General features: G+C 52.8%; 17 protein-coding genes and 1 other RNA gene. 9 read left to right on the top strand and 9 right to left on the bottom strand.

Annotated elements, in window-relative coordinates:
* Window positions 1-8: 8 nt before the first annotated feature.
* On the bottom strand, window positions 9-392 hold the full coding sequence (locus tag C4J87_RS21960) for a nucleotide pyrophosphohydrolase (protein ID WP_103387517.1): 384 nt from the start codon (window positions 390-392) through the stop codon (window positions 9-11).
* Between the two features lie 1075 nt (window positions 393-1467).
* Here C4J87_RS21960 and C4J87_RS21950 point away from each other — a divergent pair.
* The 5 genes from C4J87_RS21950 to C4J87_RS21930 all read left to right on the top strand — a co-directional run bounded on the left by C4J87_RS21950 (window position 1468) and on the right by C4J87_RS21930 (window position 8136).
* Window positions 1468-1746 (top strand): type II toxin-antitoxin system HigB family toxin, encoded by a 279-nt coding sequence (locus C4J87_RS21950; RefSeq protein WP_124368398.1) that lies wholly within the window; start codon window positions 1468-1470, stop codon window positions 1744-1746.
* Window positions 1736-2950, top strand: coding sequence for an ImmA/IrrE family metallo-endopeptidase (locus tag C4J87_RS21945; RefSeq protein ID WP_124368397.1), 1215 nt, complete (start codon window positions 1736-1738; stop codon window positions 2948-2950). Before C4J87_RS21950 ends, C4J87_RS21945 begins: the two co-directional genes overlap by 11 nt.
* Complete coding sequence (locus tag C4J87_RS21940; RefSeq protein ID WP_124368396.1) at window positions 2947-4089, top strand: beta family protein; 1143 nt, start codon at window positions 2947-2949, stop codon at window positions 4087-4089. Before C4J87_RS21945 ends, C4J87_RS21940 begins: the two co-directional genes overlap by 4 nt.
* A 232-nt stretch (window positions 4090-4321) precedes the next feature.
* The gene (locus C4J87_RS21935) at window positions 4322-5398 is read left to right on the top strand and encodes an RNA-directed DNA polymerase (protein WP_124368395.1); all 1077 of its coding nucleotides are present in this window, start codon (window positions 4322-4324) and stop codon (window positions 5396-5398) included.
* A gap of 164 nt (window positions 5399-5562) precedes the next feature.
* Window positions 5563-8136, top strand: a complete 2574-nt coding sequence (locus C4J87_RS21930; protein ID WP_124368394.1) for a hypothetical protein — start codon at window positions 5563-5565, stop codon at window positions 8134-8136.
* A gap of 287 nt (window positions 8137-8423) precedes the next feature.
* Here C4J87_RS21930 and C4J87_RS21920 read toward each other — a convergent pair whose 3' ends face one another.
* The 6 genes from C4J87_RS21920 to C4J87_RS21890 all read right to left on the bottom strand — a co-directional run bounded on the left by C4J87_RS21920 (window position 8424) and on the right by C4J87_RS21890 (window position 17277).
* Window positions 8424-9401 carry an integrase domain-containing protein gene (locus tag C4J87_RS21920; protein ID WP_124368392.1) on the bottom strand — a complete coding sequence of 326 codons (978 nt, stop codon included), beginning with the start codon at window positions 9399-9401 and terminating at the stop codon, window positions 8424-8426.
* Window positions 9402-10352: 951 nt separating this feature from the next.
* A complete protein-coding gene (locus tag C4J87_RS21910; RefSeq protein WP_055128739.1) occupies window positions 10353-11609 on the bottom strand; it encodes an integrase domain-containing protein in 1257 nt (418 codons plus the stop codon).
* A 187-nt stretch (window positions 11610-11796) separates the two neighbouring features.
* Window positions 11797-12193: a transfer-messenger RNA gene (gene ssrA, locus C4J87_RS21905) on the bottom strand.
* A gap of 93 nt (window positions 12194-12286) precedes the next feature.
* Entirely contained in the window at window positions 12287-12565 is a 279-nt protein-coding gene (locus C4J87_RS21900; protein WP_124368391.1) for a hypothetical protein, read from the bottom strand.
* A gap of 136 nt (window positions 12566-12701) precedes the next feature.
* Complete coding sequence (locus C4J87_RS21895; protein WP_124368390.1) at window positions 12702-15512, bottom strand: FAD-binding and (Fe-S)-binding domain-containing protein; 2811 nt, start codon at window positions 15510-15512, stop codon at window positions 12702-12704.
* A gap of 70 nt (window positions 15513-15582) precedes the next feature.
* Entirely contained in the window at window positions 15583-17277 is a 1695-nt protein-coding gene (locus tag C4J87_RS21890; RefSeq protein ID WP_124368389.1) for a lactate permease LctP family transporter, read from the bottom strand.
* A gap of 250 nt (window positions 17278-17527) precedes the next feature.
* On the opposite strand from C4J87_RS21890, the gene C4J87_RS21885 reads away from it, so the two are divergent.
* A complete protein-coding gene (locus C4J87_RS21885) occupies window positions 17528-18295 on the top strand; it encodes a GntR family transcriptional regulator (protein ID WP_124364453.1) in 768 nt (255 codons plus the stop codon).
* 37 nt (window positions 18296-18332) lie between these two features.
* Here C4J87_RS21885 and smpB read toward each other — a convergent pair whose 3' ends face one another.
* On the bottom strand, window positions 18333-18815 hold the full coding sequence (smpB, locus tag C4J87_RS21880) for an SsrA-binding protein SmpB (protein WP_003176160.1): 483 nt from the start codon (window positions 18813-18815) through the stop codon (window positions 18333-18335).
* Between the two features lie 169 nt (window positions 18816-18984).
* On the opposite strand from smpB, the gene C4J87_RS21875 reads away from it, so the two are divergent.
* The gene (locus C4J87_RS21875) at window positions 18985-19419 is read left to right on the top strand and encodes a type II toxin-antitoxin system RatA family toxin (RefSeq protein WP_124368388.1); all 435 of its coding nucleotides are present in this window, start codon (window positions 18985-18987) and stop codon (window positions 19417-19419) included.
* Window positions 19412-19714 (top strand): RnfH family protein, encoded by a 303-nt coding sequence (locus C4J87_RS21870; RefSeq protein WP_124368387.1) that lies wholly within the window; start codon window positions 19412-19414, stop codon window positions 19712-19714. The genes C4J87_RS21875 and C4J87_RS21870 overlap by 8 nt, the downstream gene beginning before the upstream one ends.
* Before the next feature lie 55 nt (window positions 19715-19769).
* Here C4J87_RS21870 and C4J87_RS21865 read toward each other — a convergent pair whose 3' ends face one another.
* Window positions 19770-20297 carry an outer membrane protein assembly factor BamE gene (locus C4J87_RS21865; protein WP_124368386.1) on the bottom strand — a complete coding sequence of 176 codons (528 nt, stop codon included), beginning with the start codon at window positions 20295-20297 and terminating at the stop codon, window positions 19770-19772.
* Between the two features lie 98 nt (window positions 20298-20395).
* On the opposite strand from C4J87_RS21865, the gene fur reads away from it, so the two are divergent.
* On the top strand, window positions 20396-20800 hold the full coding sequence (gene fur / locus C4J87_RS21860; protein ID WP_003194220.1) for a ferric iron uptake transcriptional regulator: 405 nt from the start codon (window positions 20396-20398) through the stop codon (window positions 20798-20800).
* Window positions 20801-20817: the final 17 nt, after the last annotated feature.

Genomic DNA, 20817 nt, shown 5'->3' with positions numbered 1-20817 from the left:
CGGGTTGGTCAGAGTCGGTCGTACTTCTTGCTGTTGCTTCTGGCTTTATCCACGGGATATTTCTGGCCGTTTGAGGCCAGTTTCCGTGTCACCGCTTCGTTGAGGTCAACGCCGAGTACGCTGCTCAGGCGAACCAGGTACATCAGTACGTCTGCCAATTCGTCCTTAACGGCTTGGCCGATCTCGGGATCTGTTGCTGCGGAGAGCGAGTCGGCATCGCTCATCCATTGGAAAATCTCGCACAGCTCTCCTACCTCGCCAGTGAGAGCCAGGATGAGATTTTTGGGGGAGTGGAACTGCTGCCAGTCGCGATCATCTGCGAAACGCTGAAGGGATGCGGCAAGCTTCACTACGTCAACCAGTGGCGCGGATGAGCTGTCTGAGTCACTCACGGGGCTATCTCTTGGGTATCAGTGGGGCAAAAAAATTGTAGGAAATCCGGCCTTGGATTGTAAGAGTTTTCGTTGTTTGCGCGGGTTATTTTTGTGTTTTTCTCTAACACGCTGTCTGCTGGCCGAATTGCTTGCCAGCGTTCGCTATATCCTTTGAGCGTGGCGAAGTAGGCCGGCTACAAACAGGTCTTCCAGTGCCTGTCGGCGGGCGTAGCTCAGTTGGCCTCGGCGACTGTCATGCCCACCAACCAGCGTCCTGTTGTTCACCCTGTTCGATTGTTTGCAGATAGGGCGGCAACGCTTTCCAGTGGGGGCTGACGTTGTCCAATTGCCGCCAGTTTGCTAGGCGGATGAGGAGGGCGTTCTCCTGGTGTTGCAACAAAGCCCCTTCATCTTGCAACTGCTTCAACTAGCTGTGCGAGGTCGGCAGGCTCCAATTGTGGAGCGGTGACGCTGGCGACAACCTGCGCCGTTTCTGGCCTGGCACGTGGCGACAGAGCAGTGACTGTCGCGGCGACACAGGGTAATTCCGTCGATGACCGATGTCGCGGTTGGTGGCGGCGCACGGAGTCATTGAGGCGGCACCAGACGAACGGTAGCTTTTGGCGAGGCCAGGTTTCCTGCGGGTTTAGACGTCGGTGGAAAATTTGGCGTACCCCGACCAGTAACTATAAATAAATCAGCTAGTTATGGATCTTGTTGGAGTCGAAGCCGGTACGTCATCCACGTCTCGTCTTTAAAAGGCGTCTACCAAATCTCATGTTTTCTATAGCGTTCCAGAAGATGTCCATAGCCACCTACGACACAGACGTTTATAGATTTTTTCGTTTGATTCCAAGCGTATGTCATGACATGACGGCGTGAAAATTTTGAGTCTGTTGATCCCCCACGCTCTGAATCCTCTGCGACTTTCTCTAACCATGCACCTCCATATCCCCCACAGATTCAGCAGCTTGTTGGGGGTGATGATAAAACGCTACCATGAGGATACTCATGGTGTTCCCGTTTTGGGAATTTATGCGGTTGACGCGCGTTCGGAAGGGATTTATATTGATCCCAAATTGGGAACATTACTATGCATCTGGTTGGTAAGGACATACTCGATAGGTTGAGAGGGCGCGGACCAGAAATCGACACGTGGGTCAGCGCATGGGTAGCTGAAATTATCCATGCGGTGTGGACGCAGGACGCTGATCTCTTTGATCAATTTCCCTCGGCAAGAGAGCGGAAGACCGGTGTTTTTATTTTTGAAGTGAATTTAGCAAAGTGCTGGTTAGAGGTGAAAATTGTGTTTCCTCAAAAAATCGCGCTCATAACCGCGCTATTAGGTGCAGAAGAAATTGATGGACACTAAGGTCATAAGAACAGAAGAACAGCACCGAGCTTATCTGAGTGAGGTGGATAGGCTGATGTCAATGATGCCTAAACCTGGTTCTTCGGAAAGTAATCGCCTTGAGGTCCTGATTCTTCTTATTGAGGATTATGAGAATAAAAAACATCCGATTGATGCCCCCGACCCAATCGATGCAATTCTGTTTAGGATGCACGAAAGAAATTTAAAACAAGCGGATCTGATTCCTTACTTTGGGACTAGGAGCCGGGTGTCAGAAGTTCTGGGTCGCAAACGCCCGCTGACTGTTCCTATGATAAAAGCTCTTTCAGTTGGATTGGGGATTTCGGCAGAGACCTTACTTGGATTGTCCCATACAGAAGAAAAAAAATCGACGGACGAAGTTGACTGGTCTCGATTCCCAGTGAAAGAAATGGTCGCTAGGGGATGGATTGATAAAGCTATAGGTAAAGCTTCCAAAACTACTGAAGAGACGCTTCGGGAATTTGTGTCACTTATAGGATGGCAGTTTGGGGAGGCCGCATTCAGGCGTACGCCATTAGGTGATGCATACTCACCGACTACCAAATATTCTTTGTATGTATGGCTTCTTAGAGTTATTCAGCGCGCTAGAGAGAGTAGCCACCTTTTAGGTGCATTTGACCAAAGTAAGCTGTCGAGTTCATTTTTGAAGGATTTGGCCCAGCTAAGTTGGTTTGAAAATGGACCTCTCCTTGCTATCGAGTTCCTTAAAAAACATGGTATAGCAGTGATAATTGAACCGCATCTGAAGGGTACTATGTTAGATGGTGCCGCATTGAAGGATGTAGACGGAACCCCCGTGATAGGCTTGACACTTAGGTACGACCGATTAGATAACTTCTGGTTCACGTTGCTTCACGAAGTTGCGCATATATGGAAGCATATAGGAAATGAAGAGGCTTTCCTGGATGATTTAGATGCTTCTTCAGAAGACAGAAGAGAAGCGGAGGCAAATCGAATAGCAAGAGAGGCCTGTATCCCTAGGGTAACTTGGAAACGATCCGGCGCCTATTTGGACCCCAGCAGAGAAAGTATAGATAAGTTATCCAGAGAATTAAAAATACATCCTGCGATCATCGCAGGGAGAATCCAACGAGAAAAAGAAAACTACCAGTTGTTTTCTGATTTGTTGGGGCGTGGTGAAGTTAGAAAACTACTTTCTAATCATTCTAATGGTGAGTTATGAAACTTGTTTACGTCCCAATTTTGAAAGCAAAACCCGGTGAGCTCACCGCTCTTGCAGAGCTAAAGAAGTTCGCAGCGGAGAAAGTTATACCTTGGTTCGATATTTCACCAATTAACGACGATAAGCTTGAAAAGCTTAGCGGTCAGCTGTTTCCTCCAATTGAATCCTACTTGAGCGGTATTGCTGCGGAGATCTCCACGGTTTGGAAGACTCGTGAAATTTTCTTAGATATGCCGAAGTGGTCTACCAGTGCTCAAACAGAGGGTGGCGAGCATGTGATTCCATTTCTACGGAATCAGTTGGAGTCATTTCGTGTCACAGCTAATCTAGTTGTTGATTATGTTCGATGGGATGATCCTGTTTACGTTAATGCGCTTCGTGGGGCTCGGCTAGCCTCAGGGTGTGATTTTGTTCTGCGCCTTGTTATGGATTCGGATACGGTGGAGGAACTCTCTGAGGAAGAATTTGTATTAGAGCGTCTGAGCGAGATAACTGATACTTTGGATCTTGATCCGATCCTTGTAATGGTTATGATCGATTTTGGAGACGTATCTTCTCAAAAGCACACTGTGCCTGACATTATATTTAAGTCGGAAAAAGCAATAGCCCTGTTAAAAAGATCTGGATTTAATAATTTTAGGGTGGCTGGGTGTTCACTTCCTGCTTTTATATCTTCCGCGATTAAAGACAAAAATAGCACCGGCTTAGTTCTTAGGAAAGAGATGTCAGCATGGAGATCTCTTATTGTGCAACCTGGATTAGAGTCGCTAGGTTTCAGTGATTATGGCATCCGCGGGCCTAATTCCAAAGAAACAGGTGGGCCTTCGCATGCGAACGGAAAGATCCGTTATACAATTGATAAGGAGATATTCATCGCTAGAGGTTACCCTTTGACAGAGGGCCTCAAAGGTGCCCAGCATCAGGAGCTTGCAAGGTTAGTTATTGCATCAGGGCACTGGGCTAAAGAAAAGTTTAGTTGGGGCGACAATGAGATTCTCCGTTGCAGCCAAGGTGAGTTTTCGGGGACGTCTTCTGATTGGATATCTATTGATACCAATCACCATATACACTCGGTTGTGCGCGAAGTAATAGAGTATAAAGAACTTGTTGCTGCTAAATATGCAAGGCAACCTATGTGAGGTCGTTATTTTAATCCATTAATAATTTATCCCTTAGACGGTTAGCTGAGTGGGATATTTTTTAGAGTTTTTCATTGCTCAAATATTATTTAGCCATTTAGATTTCGTGTTTTGGCCAGTGACTGATCTGGTTTTGTGCGGGGTAGGCATGCGTGCGTTACGTAGCTGATCTCAATTAGTCTGCAACTAATAAAATAAACTAGATTGATGTACATTTCTGAGCTATGAAAAAATGGGATTACTTGCAAATAAATATCGTGCGCTGCAGCCTACCTTCGAGTATCTGACAGATAAAGTTGTGCTTGCCCAAGCCTGGAAAAAAGCACATCAGTATATTCGCTCGACGAATTGGTATGCTGATAACTTTGAACTCGATAGGTCGGCAATTGATCTGGATGAACGTCTCGAACATTGGCTCGCTGACTTAAAGAGTCCAGACTTTTCTTTCGACGATTTACGGCTAGTGCCTGCACCAAAAGCCGAACGTTGGACTTTTGTTAAAGCTCAGAATCTAAATATATTAGATATGGATGTGGTCGGTTGGGGTTTTGACGCATCTGAGGTTTCTACTCATAAATGGTGTCCGGAGGCAAAAACTCCGAAGCCACTTAGACCTTTAGCTCATGTTTCTATTCGTGATCAAAGCTTGTTGATGGCGCTCATGATGTGCTTGGTCAATAAGGTCGAATCTAGTCAAGGAAATACTGCTACTCATCTAAATGAGGTTCATCAGAAAAAAATAGTAAATTATGGTAATCGCCTCTATTGTCAATTTAAGGACTCTGATGCGACATTCGCATGGGGTAACAGTACGAGTTACAGCAAGTACTTTTCGGATTACCAAAAATTTCTTGCTAGGCCTTTGTATTTTGGAGCGGAGGCGCTGCAGCAAAAGCTCAAGGGGCAACACGTCTTCGAGGTTCATTTAGATATAGCTAAATTCTACGATAATATAGATCGTAGCAAGTTAGCATCTGGCATTAGAGCCTTGTGCGATAACAATCTGGATCCGATTGTTGAGAGGTTGTTAGCAAGCTTTGTTAATTGGAAGTGGGATGCAACTAGTCCAGCTATTTATGAAGCAGTATGCAAAAGTGATCAAGAAAATATTCCAAGTGGAATCCCACAGGGTTTGGTTGTGGGTGGGTTTCTAGCCAATATTTATCTTTTGAAGTTCGATGAGATTGCTCAGACTCTAATAGGTCAGGATCTTTCGGAAAACATTCATCTTGTGGATTATTGTCGCTATGTCGACGATATGAGACTGATTATTTTAGTAGATGACGGCATTCGTTCGGAAGAAAAATAAGGTCTGTAATTGATGAAAAGATAGGTGGTCATCTTTTAGCGCTTGGCCTGAAATTTAATCATGATAAGACTAAAATAGAAAAATTTAGATATAAGCGTGCTGGGATTTCTACGAAGCTTAAAGATATTCAAAGCAAGGTCAGCGGCCCGCTATCTGCCACGGAAGTGGATGAGCAACTAGGTCATCTGGAGGGATTGATTGGTCTGGCGGATAGTCTACGAGCATCCGAAACGGATCAGGATAACACCAACCCTTTGGCAATTATCGAAGCGCCTAGTAATGACGTTCGTGATGACACGCTGCTACGATTTTCAGCTAATAAGATTCATGCTTTGTTGAAGCAAAAGCGAAGTTTCTTTTCGCAGGAACTAGACGAGAATGGTAGCCCTAAACCAGGAGCCTGGGATTATTTACAAGAACGGATGGCTCGAAAATTTATTTCATGTTGGAGTAAAGATCCATCTTTAACTCTTTTGTTGAAAAAAGGTTTAGAGCTTTTTCCAGATAAACGAATCCTGAAGCCTGTATTGGGCCAGCTAACGTCAGTCACTAAGCGTGAGGCCGAACTCCAACAGCAGCAAGTTGCTCAATATTGCTTGGGAGAGATTTTTCGTCACGCGGCAACATTAATACATACAAAAGAAAAATGGACGTTTCCAGCACATGCTGACGTAAGTGGCTTTTTTGAGCACCTACAAAATCTAGCGGTTAAGATAATTTCTTCTCCGTCTACGCATAAAAATCTTCTTGACCAAGCAATGTTCTATTGCTTGGTTAGGAATGACTCACCTTTAGATCAAGATACGAATAGTGATAACTTTAATATCATTACAAAAATGATGAAGGGCTATCGTAATATCTCAGCAAAAATGAGTGCTGTTGATTTTGTAGCAAATGCACTTCTCTCCTATCAGTTATCACGCGACAAGGGCTTGGTTGTTCGCGCTGTCAGTTGTTTGTTAGAAAAATCTTTTGTAAAGGTGTTTCCTCTGCCTGCCGGCGGCCTATATAGAGCAGATGTATTCCGTTTTTGCAAAAAGATTGCTGTAGAGTCGCCAGAGTTTTTGTTTGCTTTAGCTGATTATGCGAAAAATAATGATTGCGGTTGGATATCTGAATGTAAGGGGGTTATGGAAAAGGCGGGCCTATTCCAGTTAGCAATCACGGGCGACCTTAACCGTTTTAATGGAAGACCTATTTCCCTTCTTGGGGTTGTTAAAAGGCCTGATAATCCGTTTGCACACGAGAATGCCGCTCTTGCTTTGTTGCTAGCATTGATGAGTGGTGGGGACTTCGATTGCAATTTGAATTCTTTAACTGACAATACGTTGGATCTTCCTGCTAATATTGATCTAGGTAATTGTAAGATAACTTGTTCAAATTGGGGTAAGATTCAATCGTTGGATGTTCGGTTCAATATTGTGATTGGTTTCGATGAGGATCCGATATTTCCTTTACCGGAATGGATTGAGGATAATCACAAGCCTCTATATAGGTTAGGTATCTTTCTGCGTAGTTGCCTCATGGGCAATGTAGACTGGTCTTCAATGACTCCGGCTGACTCAAGTCAGGCTCGATATATAGGCTTGAGATCGAGTTTTATGAAGCGGCAGTTAGGCATGATGCACTCTCCTGAAGCGTTGAATGGTGAGACGGCACCTATGTCTAACTGGGTATCCAGTCTTCTGTTTGCTTTATTGCAATGGCCAGGAACCAATTTGCATGAGGGAAATTATGAATGGCCAAAAGTATGGGATATTAAAGCCCTTCAGAAATTAACAATTGAACGCTTGGAATATCAGAAAGAACTATTCTGTAAAATGACTGGTATTCCTGCATATGTCGAAAAGCTTAGCTTTGATTGGCAGAAGGACAAAAAATCGCTAAAAGTTGTTATGGTCCAATCTTTGTTGCCGTTGAAGGGAGACTTTCAAGAGCATGGGCTTATGTTGGATACACCTAAATATAGGTCTAGGCATCGTAGGCATATAGCTTCTGTTGCTGAGTTAATTTTACACAAGGCTCATAGTCAGCGTAGTATCGATGACCTAAACTACAAGGATAGCAGTATAGATCTTATAATTTGGCCGGAGTTATCAGTTAGTGAGCAAGATGTTGATATTTTGCACCAGCTCGCGAATAAGACTGGGGCAATAATTTTTACAGGTCTAACTTTTATAAATCTCCCTGGTGTGGAGGGGCCCAATAACGTAGCGAAATGGCTCATACCTCAAAAGCTTTCGTCGGGTAAGAAGTTCATAAGCCGGCTTCAGGGTAAGTTTAATATGATGAAGGACGAGGTCGGTAAGGTGAAACCTTGGCGTCCTTATCAATTGCTAATTGAGTTGGTGCATCCAGCATTTCCGAAGGATAAAGGATTCACGCTTTCAGGGTCAGTATGCTATGACGCTACAGATATTAAGATTAGTGCCGACTTGAAAGATAAGTCAGATGCATACTTGGTCGTTGCATTAAATCAAGATGTGACCACATTTGATTCAATGGTGGATGCCTTGTATTATCACATGTATCAGCATGTTGCATTGGTCAATACAGGAGAATTTGGCGGTTCGGTTGCTAAAGCGCCATATAAGGAGCGACATGACAAACTTATAACTCATGTTCATGGCTCCCACCAAGTATCAATATCGTCTTTTGAAATGAATATGTTTGATTTTCGAAATGTTGGAGCTAGTTATAAATCTGGTAAAAAGGTAAAAACCAAGCCTGCTGGGTGACCTGATCTGTCATGGGTTATGCTTTAAAGCGTCTTGTTTACCAAGGCGCTTAATTATTAATTTAATTGTAAGCTTATAGTAATACCAAGTGGCTTCGCTTCGGCCATTTCTTTTGTTTATTAGAAACCAAGTAATATGTTTGCGTCTCCAGGTCCATGGATTATCTCGACTCCAACGCTCAGCGATTGCTGTTTGGATTGTCTTCGCCTGACAAATGTGGCGTTGGCGCGTGGAATACGACCCGGTCAAGACGCTTACTAGGAATAGCTCCATGTCGAATGGCTTGCTCATGCTCGACTACCAATGTAAGCCGACACCACGCCGATACGGCCGTGTCCCAGCTCATAGCTGATTCTCACTCGGGCATCCTTATCAAAGTGTTGGTCGAGCTGGCAGCAACGGCCATCGTTGATAGGTGCGGGATGATGGGTGATTTGTTCATAGCGTTCGCATGCATAGGCCGCGCGCAACTCGTGGAAACCTTTGAGACTGTACTGAAGGAGGATGTCCCGTGCAGGACGGACGATTCTCCGTTGGAAATCGAGGTAGCTTTCGTTGGGTGCAAGCAGGTTGTGGCTACCGTCGGGCGAGACATGATGAGCGAATGCCAGTGCACCGCGGATGTGATCGTTCACCGTGATCCAGCGAGGTGCCGACGCACCTGCGCGTCCACCTTTGGTGCCATTCTGGATGTTGATCTTGCCGTAGTGTTCGGCCTCACGTTTTAAACGCGGTAGGTCCGCCAAAATGGCCTCGCGTAAGCGCATGCCGGTGGCTCTCGCTAACTGAGCGATGGCCGCCGCGCGCAGCATTTTGTGTTCGCAGAGCGCGTCGACGATCTGCTTCACGTGTTCGGGGTCTTGGCCTTGCGGCACCGAGCAGCGAACACTGGTGCGCCGCATTCCCAGCGCCTTGCTCGGCGGCACTTTCACATACTGATCACCGCGAAGCGCAGCCATAGTCCGGTTAACGCTGGATAATCGATTTTGCGCAGTGGTGATGGCGAGCTCACCTTGTTCAACGTGGTGACGCAGATGTTCGGCATAGTCACGCAGGGTCTGTCGATCAATTTGCCGGGCATCGTTAAACCCCGGCCCATCCTCCGAGCGACACCAGTGCACAAACGCCTGCCAGCGATCACCGTGTGCTTTGACGGTCCCGTAATGCCCACCGCCAAACAGATCTTTCAATGCCTGTGGCCCGGCATAGCTCAACTGCCGACCGTAGCCAAAATTGCGTCCATCTCGCCTGCCCACCAGTGCCATGATCGAACTCCTCTCGAAGCCAAAACTTTTAAAACTTTCCCCACGTCATCCCGCCAAGAATGTTGAGTGTTATCAGGGATCAAGGCCCCTGCGACCTGTGAGGGTTGTCCACTAACGCGGGACTGACGGCTCTTTACGACCGGGAGCTTGGGCATCTCATGATCTGGCCTCCTGAACACCGATTCCGGTGGGCGGGTGGAGACTGCATTGGCTGACGAGGCCAATGCCGCGAGATCCTGAATCAGGTGAAGGCAGAGATGCGATGACCGGGGCATACCTGACTGTCAGTCAGGTGCAGCCCATTCCCTGGGCTGCGGCACCATCATCTGCACCGCTGTTGCTGGTGACTTCGGTGTTTGTCACGCCGATTGTCACGAGGGGGAATGCCGCAAAGCCTTGTACGAGTTGGGCTGCAGCAGCGGTAGGAGCGCCCGTCTCTTTCCAGAAGAAAGAGACGGGCACAGGTTGGCGCAAGAATCGGCCAAGCGAATAGGTTGCTGCAGTGCAGCGAGGTACGTTGTAGCCGGCGCACGAGGGCCAAGGGATTAGAGAGCATCCATCACCGGGAAGGTGACCGGGCGAGCTGCCGGATGCGAATCGCCATTAGGGAGAACCACCGCGAGAGCGGCGTGGCCTTGAAGGTTCGGGCCACCTGGGGTGCTGTCAACGACAGCGCTTGCACGGCCAGTTCTACGCCTGTGGATAAACCCGGTCAAGGGTCGAAATTCAGCGTTACTCAGGACTTAGAGTGAGCTTATCCACCTATGGAATTCCGTGGTGAATCCCGGACAGCGTTGTGGCTTTAGCTTTTCAAAGTGAGGTCCTTCCAAACAGGGCGGCTTTGCAGCCCTGTTTGGAAGGACCCGCGCTTACAAGCGGTTAAACGAGACTGCTTGCCCTGAATCTTGAGCGCTTAGTTGTTGTTGCTGCCGTTATTGCGCCTGTACAGCGCTAGCGGATCGGTACCACGTTCTTGTCCCTGACTTGACCGTATGCTGAGGCTAGCAGGCTACCGGTGGCAGCTTTCTGGATGTACTCACTCCACCAAGCCATCATCGGGCGTCGGCGCTCGATGTAGTCGGCTCGGTTGTAGGCGCTGCGCACCTCATCCTTGTCGACATGCGCCAGTGCGACTTCAATGAGTTCCGGGTCCCACCCATGTTCATTCAAGATGGTGCTGGCCATAGAGCGCATGCCGTGGCTGACTAAGCGATCCTGGAAGCCCATGCGTTTCAACGCCATGTTGGCCGTTTGGCTATTGGCGTGGGTACGCGGATTTCTGTCTGCCGGGAAGACGTATTCGCGATGGCCGCTGTGAGTCTTCAGTGACTCCAACAGTGCGACGGCGTGATCACTCAACGGGATACTGTGAGGGCGGCGCTTCTTCATCCGCTCCGGTGGGATAGTCCAGACACCCCTTTCAAAGTCGATGTCTGCCCAGCGAGTAGTTGCCGCCTCGGCGGGGCGAGTCATCGTGTGCAACTGCCATTCGATCAGGCAGCGGGTCGTGCGTTTGATACTGGCGTTCGCGATCTCCAGCATGAGCTCCGGGAGCTCTTCTGGCGGAAGCGCAGCCATGTTCTCTTTCTTGGGCTTCTTGAATACTGCCCTGATGCCGGTGAGTGGGTTGGCGAAGATCAGGCCGGAGTTGACGCCGTAGGTCATGATCTCGTTTAGCCGCTGGCTGAGACGCTTGACCGTTTCCAGGCTGCCTTTCGCTTCGATTGGGCGAAGCAGTCCGATCACCATCGGCGCAGTGATTTTCACGAGTGGGGTCGTCTTCAAATCGGGGAACACGTGCAGCGTGAGCGACCGCCAAATGTCCTCGGCGTAGGCCGGGGTAACCGAGTCTTTTTTGAGCTCGAACCAGGCGGTAGCCACGTTCTCGAAGGTGTGTTCCGTTTCTGCGCGCTTGGCTTCATTCAGCGTGTTGCGCTGCACCTTCGGATCGATGCCCTGTGCGAGTAACTCGCGGGCTTCGACTGCCATCTTTCGTGCATTAGCGAGTGACAATTCGGGGTAGGTCCCGAAGCCGATGTTGATGCGCTTCTTGGTGACCGGTTCGCGGTAGTTGAAATTCCACAGCAACGAACCGTTGCTGCGTACTCGGAGCTGCAAACCGTCACCGTCAGTAAGGACGTAATCCTTGGACGCGGGTTTGACTCCCTTGAGCTGTCGATCGGAGAGACGGAGGTTTTGAGCAGGCATGAGATTCTCCTCAGGCACTGATTCGGTATTCCAAAGATTAGCACCGGATGTGATGGAATACCCTCTGGAATACCCGAATGGCTGGAACTCAAAAACTCTCAAAAGACCGCAAAAGCGCTGGAGGCCGCGTATTTACTGGCTCGCAGGCACAAAAAAAGACGTCCGTGGACGTCTTTTTTTGATCATTTGGTGGAGCCGGGGGGATTTGAACCCCCGTCCGCCAGTACTCCGCTGTCGGTACTACATGCGTAGCCGTTTCTATTAAGTTAACCCTCAGCGACCCGAAGGGCAGGGTGCTTTGGGCGAGTTGTGTAAGTTTTAGCCGCTTCGTCCACAACGTACTGCACGGCGATTCTGTTCTATATGACAATCACTTTGGGTTTACAGACATCCCCTGGTGATTGCTGGACCCGAAGGTACCAGAAGCTCAGGGCTAAGGCTGCTTACGCAGCGAGAGCGAATTCCTGGCCGTAGTTTTCGTCATTGGCAACTATAAGAAGTTGCAACAGTGGATTTACGAGTTCTGTTACCAACTCGGCATGCACCTAAAGTTTCGCGACCGGCGTCGAATCCTAAACGGCCCCGTGCTTGTAACTCGTTGTTTCTAGTGAGTGACAAGCTTGTGTAGTGTACGCCAAACCTTCACGAAAGGCCAACCCGAAGGTCGGCCCTATCGCTTACTGACCGCCTTTGTCGCTGTTCTGCAGGTCTTGCAGGGCCTTGGAGGTGATTTCGATGCACTTCTTGTGATCGCCGGCGGCGCTGGCTGCTTTCGCCTGGGAGACGGCGGTGTCTATTTCGCCGCTTTTTCCACTGGTATCGGTGGCGAGCAGCGCTTTACCGTTGTTGATTTTGTCCAGGTTGATCTGGCACAGGTCTTTATCATCGGCCGCAAAAGCAGGGGATGCCAGCATCGCAGCGGTAATGAACAAGCCAGCAAGAGCGGAACGCTTCATAGGGTATCTCCTTGCACAATTGGGCTCGACGCTGCTGGCGTTGGGGGCCTGCCAGCGACATCACGGATGAGCCTCGTTTGTCGAGGCCTATGCAGATGACTACGCCGGCGCGCAGGGGTTCTGTTTTTTTGCAGGCTTAATGGGCGCGGGCCTGGGTCACGCGGTCTACGAGGTATACCAAGCCGTGATAATCGATGCCGCCGTGTTGGCTCAGGCCGATCTCGCAGGTGCGGCTGGTGGAGATGCCTTCGCTGCACTGTTGCACCGCATCCTTGAGTGTGCGCAGTGCGTGGGCGTTGAGTTCAGGGGTGGTAAAGCCTTTGTCGCCGGCAAAGCCGCAGCAGTGGATGCCTTCGGGGATGACGACGGTTTTGGCGCAGCGTCGGGCGAGGTCGATCAGCGCTTGGCTTTCACCCAGGTGCTGGGTGCTGCAGGTCACGTGGACGGCAATCGGCGCCTCCTGCGGCGTGAAGTCGAGGCGGTCCATCAGGTGGGTGCGGATAAAGCGTACCGGGTCGTAGAGGTCCAGGCGTGTCTCACCCAGGTCTTGCATCAGGCGCAGAGTGCACGGGCTGGTGTCGCAATAGATCGGGTCGAGGCCGCCACGGCTGGCGTGGAGCAGGGCGCCGAGCAGTTCCTGGCGCTTGTGTTCTGCCTGTTCGGCATAGCCTTTGGAGGCGAAGGGTTGGCCGCAGCACAGGTTGTCTTGACGGTCGGGAAAGACTACCTGGTAACCGGCTTTTTCCAGCAGTCCACGGGTCTTGTCGTACAGCGACATTTGCTCTTTATCCCCTGCCGCTGGGCCCATGGCGCGTGAGACGCATGCGGCCAGGTAGACCACCCGTGGTCGCTCATCGGTGACGGCCGGGCTGAAGCGAATGGCTTTTTCCGGTTGCGGCATGGCGTTGGTCCATTGTGGGACCTGGCCCTTGGACAGTCGGGTGACGCTGGCCGATAACTTCGCCAGGCGCGGCGCTCCCAGCAGCATGCGCGCGCCGTTGGCGACATGCAGGGTAAAGCGCGCACCTTGCAGTGCAGTGGCGAAATGGGTGGCGAGCCATTCGGCGGTTTTCGTACGGTCGGCGTCGCGGCTGCGTAGCTTTTTCACCAGGTCGCCGGTATTGATGCCGACAGGGCAGCGTTGGGCGCACAGCCCGGTGGCGGCGCAGGTGTCGATGCCTTGGTAGTGGTAGGCGGCTTCCAATTCGGTAGTGTCGACGCCGGCGCGTTGTTTGGCCTGGATATCGCGCCAGATCACAATGCGCTGGCGCGGGCTCAAGGTCAGGCCTTTGGACGGGCACACCGGCTCGCAGAAGCCGCATTCGATGCACTTATCCACAAGCTCGTCGGCGGCGGGCAGGGGCTTGAGGTGCTTGAGATGAATCTGCGGGTCATCGCTGAGCACTACATCCGGGTTAAGGATGCCGTTGGGGTCGAGCAGGCGCTTGAGCTGCCACATCATTTGATAGGCGTCACTGCCCCATTCCAGCTCGACAAACGGCGCCATGTTGCGACCCGTGCCATGTTCGGCTTTCAGCGAGCCACCGAACTCGACCGCCACCAAGTGTGCAACGTCGTCCATGAACGCCTGATAGCGTGCGATTTCTTCCGCGCTGTTGAAGCCTTGAGTGAAGACGAAATGCAGATTGCCTTCCAGCGCGTGTCCGAAAAGGATGGCTTCGTCGTAGTGATGCTTGTCGAACAGCTCGATCAAACGGTTAACGCCAATCGCCAGTTGTTCAACCGGGAAGGTGACGTCTTCGATGATGACCGTCGTGCCGGTTTTGCGTACGGCGCCCACGGCGGGGAAGGTGTCTTTGCGGATCGCCCAGAGCCGGGCGTTTTCCAGCGGGTCCTCGGTGAAGTCGACCTGTTTTTCCACTGGAAACGCTACCAGGGAAGCCATGATCAGCGCCATGTGTTCGCGCAGTAATGAAAGGGAGGCGGCGCGGGATTCGATCAACAGCGCACAGGCATTTTCCGACAGGTGCTGTACGAACGCCGGCATACCCGGTTTGTCCTGTACCGAGCGCAGACTGCGCCGGTCCAGCAGCTCAACCGCCGAGACCGGTTGGGTTTTCAGCACGCTTACCGCGTTGCAGCAGGTCTCGACATCCGGAAACACAATCAGCGCCGAGGCTTTGTTCGGGTGATCGATCACCGTGTCGTAGGTCACCGCGCTGATGAACCCCAGCGTGCCTTCGGAGCCCACCAGTAGATGGCTGAGGATGTCCAACGGGTCGTCGAAATCCACCAGGGCATTGAGCGACAGGCCAGTGGTATTTTTCAGACGGTATTTGTGGCGGATCTTTGCGCAAAGTTCGGCATTTGCCCGCGTTTCGCGGCCCAGTGTTGCCAGGCGTTCGAGCAGCGCGCCGTGGGTCTGGCGGAAGGCTTGGACGCTGGCGGGGTCTTCGGTGTCCAGGCGGCTGCCGTCGGCCAGCACCAGACGGATGCCGGCCAGGGTGTGGTAGGTATTTTGTGCTGTACCGCAGCACATGCCACTGGCGTTGTTAGCGACGATGCCGCCAATTTTGCAGGCATTGATCGACGCTGGGTCCGGCCCGATCTTGCGCCCGAATGGCGCTAGCCAGGCGTTGGCCTGGGCGCCGATGACGCCCGGTTGCAGGCGGATCTGCGTGCCATGCCCGCGTATTTCGCGGCCATTCCACTGATCCCCCAGCACGATCAGCACCGAGTCGCTGATGGCCTGGCCGGACAAGCTGGTGCCCGCCGCGCGGAAGGTCACGGGGACGCGGTCGCGCTGGGCCAGTTGCAGCAGCGTGACGACTTCGTCTTCCGACTCAACGCGAATCACCAACTGTGGGATCAATCGGTAAAAGCTGGCATCGGTGCCGAAGGCGAGGGTGGAAAGTGGATCGTCGAATCGCCGATCCTTCGGAATCAGCTGTGCGACGTCGCTCAGGAATGCTGCAGGCAGGCTCATCGGTCCTCCAGAAATAGCTGACGCCGGAATCGTTGCCCGGCGTCGGTTTTTACCCTATTGCGTGCAGGTCTCAGTGCACCAGCATACCGGTGAACCAATATGCCTGCGCCAAGGTGATCAACCCGACGAGGGTGGCAAAAAACAGGCTGTGCTTGAGGGTGAAGCGGAACAGGTCGGATTCCTTGCCCACCAGGCCGGTCGCCGCACAGGCCACGGCGATCGATTGCGGCGAGATCATTTTGCCGGTCACGCCACCACTGGTATTGGCCGCTACCAGCAAGGTGTCGTTAACGCCGATCTGGTGCGCGGTGGTGGCTTGCAACGAACTGAACAGTGCGTTGGACGAGGTGTCCGAGCCTGTCAGGAAAACCCCAAGCCAGCCGAGGAAAGGTGAGAAGAAGGGGAAGGCAGCGCCGGTGCCGGCCAGGACCAAGGCCATGGTGGAGGACATGCCCGAGTAGTTGGTGACAAAGGCGAAGGCCAGCACCATACCGATGGACAGGATTGGCCAACGCAGTTCGTAGAAAGTTTCTTTTAAAGTGGTAAGACCAGTTTTGAAGTCTATTTTCAGGACTGCCATCGAGATCAGCGCAGAAAAGAAAATCGCAGTACCGGTTGCTGAGATCGGGTCCAGCTTGAATACGGCCGGGATGGCGGTGGGGTTCGTTACGATCGGTGCGACTTTGATCACCAGTTGGTCCAGGTGCGGGATCGCAACGTTGAAGACCCAGCCGTACATCGAGCCGCCTGCGGCGAACATCGCTTTGAAGGGTTTGAGCGTCCAGATGGTGACCAGCACGGTGAGGATCAGGAACGGCGACCATGCCTTGAAAATCTGCCCCAGGCTGTACGGCGAAACAACGGTGTTGCGCGGCAAGCCGAAGCCGCCAGCGCTGGCGGTAACCGCCGTGCTCGAGGTGGCACCGGCAATCTGCGCGCCGGCGCTGCGCTTGGGCTGCCAGACTTTCAGGAATAGGGTCAGGGCGATCAGGCTGGCCAGTGCCGAGGTGATGTCCGGCAGTTCCGGGCCGATGAAGTTGGATGTGAAATATTGGGTGACGGCGAAACTCAGGCCCGCCACCAGGGCTGCGGGCCAGGTTTCGCGAACGCCGCGCAGGCCGTCCATCATGAACACCAGCCAGAAGGGTACGAACAGCGACAGCAGCGGCAGTTGGCGGCCGGTCATGGCACCGATCTTGAACGCGTCGATGCCGGTGACTTGGCCTGCAACGATGATCGGGATGCCCAGCGCGCCGAAGGCGACTGGGGCGGTGTTGGCAATCAGGCACAAGCCGGCGGCGTAGAGCGGGTTGAAACCCAGGCCGACCAGCAGTGCCGCGGTGATTGCCACGGGCGCACCGAAACCGGCCGCACCTTCGAGGAACGCGCCGAAGCAGAAGCCGATCAGCAGCACCTGCAAACGTTGATCGTCGGTAATCGACAGGACCGAGCTGCGGATTACCTCGAACTGACCGCTCTTGACTGTCAACTTGTAGAGAAATACTGCGGCCACGATGATCCACGCAATCGGCCACAAACCATAGGCAAAGCCGTAGCCGGCGGCGGCCAGGGCCATGTCTACCGGCATCTGGAAGGCAAAGATGGCGACCAGGATCGACAGCGCGAGAGTGATGCTGCCGGCCACGTGCCCCTTGAGACGGAACACGGCCAGGGCCAGGAAGAAAAACACGATGGGAATAACGGCGGCCAGTGCGGATACACCGAGGCTGCCGAGAGGGCTGTAGAGCTGTTGCCAGGTTTGCATATGGGGTGGCCCCTGATTGTTGTTGTTTGTATGGCTTGGGTAATTGGTAATACCAATTTACAGTCGCTGTGGGCTAGATTAAGAGGCTTGTTGGGGGTGTGTCAATTTGCCGCCCGCGAAACTTTGGTCGTACAGCCGGGCGTGGCTGTTCTGATGGGGTGAATCGAAGGCGTTCTGATAGGTGCCGCGAGCGCGGCGATAGGCCAGAATAGAAGCCCCGGCGAGTGGTCGGGATGGTGGAGAGTGGGTTATGGGGTTTGATCAGGTGCGTCAGCGCCGTTTGTCTGACGATATCGTCGAGCAGCTCGAGGGCATGATCCTTGAGGGCACGTTGAAGTCGGGCGAGCGCTTGCCGGCCGAACGTGCTTTGGCTGAGCAATTTGGCGTGTCACGGCCATCGCTGCGAGAAGCGATCCAGAAGCTGGCGGCCAAAGGGTTGTTGGTCAGTCGTCAGGGCGGTGGCAACTATGTCGTGGAATCCCTGGGGTCGACCTTCAGCGATCCTCTGTTGAATCTGTTGGAAAACAACCCTGAAGCTCAACGGGACCTGTTGGAGTTTCGCCAGACACTGGAAGCTTCTTGCGCGTATTACGCGGCATTACGAGCAACGGAAGTTGACCGTGAGCGGCTGACGGCGGCTTTCGAAGCGTTGCAGGATTGTTATGCGCGGGCCGATGAGGTGAGTCGAGTGGAGGAGGGTGCCGCAGATGCGCGGTTTCATCTGGCCATTGCCGAGGCCAGTCATAACGCCGTATTGCTGCATACCATTCGCGGGCTGTTCGATCTGCTCAAGCGTAACGTGGTGACCAACATTGGCGGCATGTATCAACAGCGCACCGAAACCCGCGACATGCTGATCAGTCAGCATCGCGACCTGTACCTGGCAATTATTGAAGGGCGAGCCGAGCAGGCGCGCGAAATTTCAACACGTCACCTGCTGTATGTGCAGGAAGTGCTGGAGGAGGTGCGTCAGGAAGTTCAGCGCGTAGCCCGGGCGGAGCGACGTAAAGGCATGTAGCCTCGGGCGAGTTGCCCGAAGCTGCATGGTCACAAGGTTATTCTTCCTTGCCCTTGTTGCGCACCGCGCGATGCAATTCGCGATTGGAGTCTCGCTCGCGTTCGGTATCGCGCTTGTCGTATTCCTTCTTGCCCTTGCCCAGCGCAATTTCGCACTTGACCAGGTGCTTGCTCCAATACCAGGACAAGCAGATGCAGGCGTAGCCTTTCTGTTGCACTGCCGCAGCGAGTTTTTCCAGCTCGCGGGCGTTGAGCAGCAGCTTGCGCGTGCGTACCGGGTCGGCAATCACGTGGGTGCTCGCGGTGGTCAGCGGGGTGATATGACTGCCAAGCAGCCATGCCTCGCCATCCTTGAGCAGCACATAGCTGTCGACCAGCTGCAGCTTGCTGGCACGCAGACTCTTTACTTCCCAGCCGGCCAGGACCAGACCAGCCTCGAACCGATGTTCGATGAAGTAATCGTGTCGCGCTTTTTTATTTTGCGCGATGGTCCCTGTGGGGTGTTTCTTTTGTTTAGCCATAGGGGCGGCATTATAGGGAGTTGCGAGCGAGTCGGCTACGGTCAACCTGCGTGCTTGAGCGTGTTCGATGAATCCCGGACAATGCCGGCAGTTCTTTGGTTTTTTTCTCTCGCGGATCTGGCTGTTCTTTCGCGATGTTTGCCCGCTCAGCTGTGGAAATAACGCTCACATGACGACGCATATTCAACGTTCGGCCCTGCTGCCCTATCCCGCGCAGGCGCTCTATGACCTGGTCAACGACGTGGCGCGTTACCCGGAATTCCTGCCGTGGTGCTCGACTGCCGAGGTGTTGGAGGGCGGTGATGAGTACATGGTGGCCAGCGTCGGCGTAGCCAAGGGTGGGCTTAGTCAGCATTTTGTTACGCGCAATGTGCTGGTACCTGGAAAATCCATCGAGATGAATCTGCAGGAGGGGCCGTTCACCCAGTTGCATGGGGTATGGGTATTCAAGGCGCTGACGGACAAGGCCTGCAAGATCAGCCTGGATCTGTCGTTCGATTACGCCGGGCCCATTGTCCGGGCGACACTGGGACCCTTGTTCAACCAGGCGGCGAATACGCTGGTGGATGCGTTCTGCCAGCGGGCCAAGCAGCTGCATGGTTGACATTGAAGTGGTGCATGCCGCCCTTGAGCGCCAGGTGTTACTGGCGGTTGCGGTGCCGGAGGGCACATGCCTGAGGGCGGCGGTGCACATGTCGGGAATTGCTGAGCAATTCCCGCAGTTGGAACTGGCTGAATGCCCGTTGGGAATCTTCGGTAAGGTGGTTGCCGACGCTGATACGCGTGCGGTGCAGCCAGGTGATCGAATTGAAATCTACCGGCCGTTGCTGGCAGATCCCAAGGAAGTGCGCAGGCAGCGTGCGGCCAAAGCGGCGAAGGCCAGACAGCAAGGCGCATAAATCAGCAAACAACAAAAAGCCCGGCATGCCGGGCTTTTTGTTGAGTGTCGCCTTGTTACTGCGGGCTGGTGTCCAGAGGCTGTGGCGTCGGGACTGGCACGGTTTCCACGCCATCGACGTCTTTCTGGATCTGGTCCAGCAAGGAGCCTGGCTTGGCCGGCACCTCGGATTTCGGCTTCTCGGCTTCCTGTGCGGGGGCGGTCACGCTGGTACCGCTGTCCTTGCCCATCAGCGCTTCATCGCGGCTTACGCCGGGCATGAAGTCACCTGACAGGCTGACAAGCTGGTCACTGCCATTGAAAATGACACTGACGCGCTCCTGCTGGCGCTCACCGCCGCCAGGCTGGATGCTGTAGAGATAATCCCAGCGATCGGCATGGAAAGTGTCGGTCAGCAGGGGATTGCCCATGATAAACCGTACTTGCCGTCGGGTCATTCCGGGGCGTAACTGGTCTATCATGTCCTGCGTGACGACATTGCCCTGCTGGATGTCGATTTTGTAAACCCCGGGGAATGAACAACCGGCGAGTGCGAGCAGTCCCACAAAGGTGAAACTGGTTAGCAAGAGCTTGGTGTTTTGCATCGGTGGGCGACTTCCACTATCTTGGCTGGGACAACGTAAACGCCGATCATACCCGTATTAAGAGAAGCTGCGAAGCAGCATCCGCGAGAAAGCTAACCATGGTTGAAAATAGCGAACTACGCAAAGCCGGTCTCAAAGTGACTCTGCCCCGAGTCAAGATTCTACAAATGCTCGATTCTGCTGAGCAGCGCCACATGAGTGCCGAGGACGTTTACAAGGCGCTGATGGAGTCTAATGAAGACGTCGGCCTGGCCACGGTTTACCGTGTCCTGACCCAGTTTGAAGCCGCAGGGCTGGTGGTTCGTCATAATTTCGACGGCGGTCATGCAGTGTTTGAATTGGCCGACGGCGGGCATCACGACCATATGGTTGACCTGGATACCAATGAGGTAATCGAGTTCACCAGCCCTGAGATCGAAGCGCTGCAGCATAAGATCGCTGAGGAGCATGGCTTCGATTTGGTCGACCATAATCTGGTGCTGTACATCCGTAAGAAAAAGTAAAAATCGACGCAGAGTTG

Source organism: Pseudomonas sp. R1-43-08, from assembly GCF_003852255.1.
Lineage (GTDB): Bacteria > Pseudomonadota > Gammaproteobacteria > Pseudomonadales > Pseudomonadaceae > Aquipseudomonas.
This window is presented reverse-complemented; position numbering and strand designations above follow the sequence as displayed.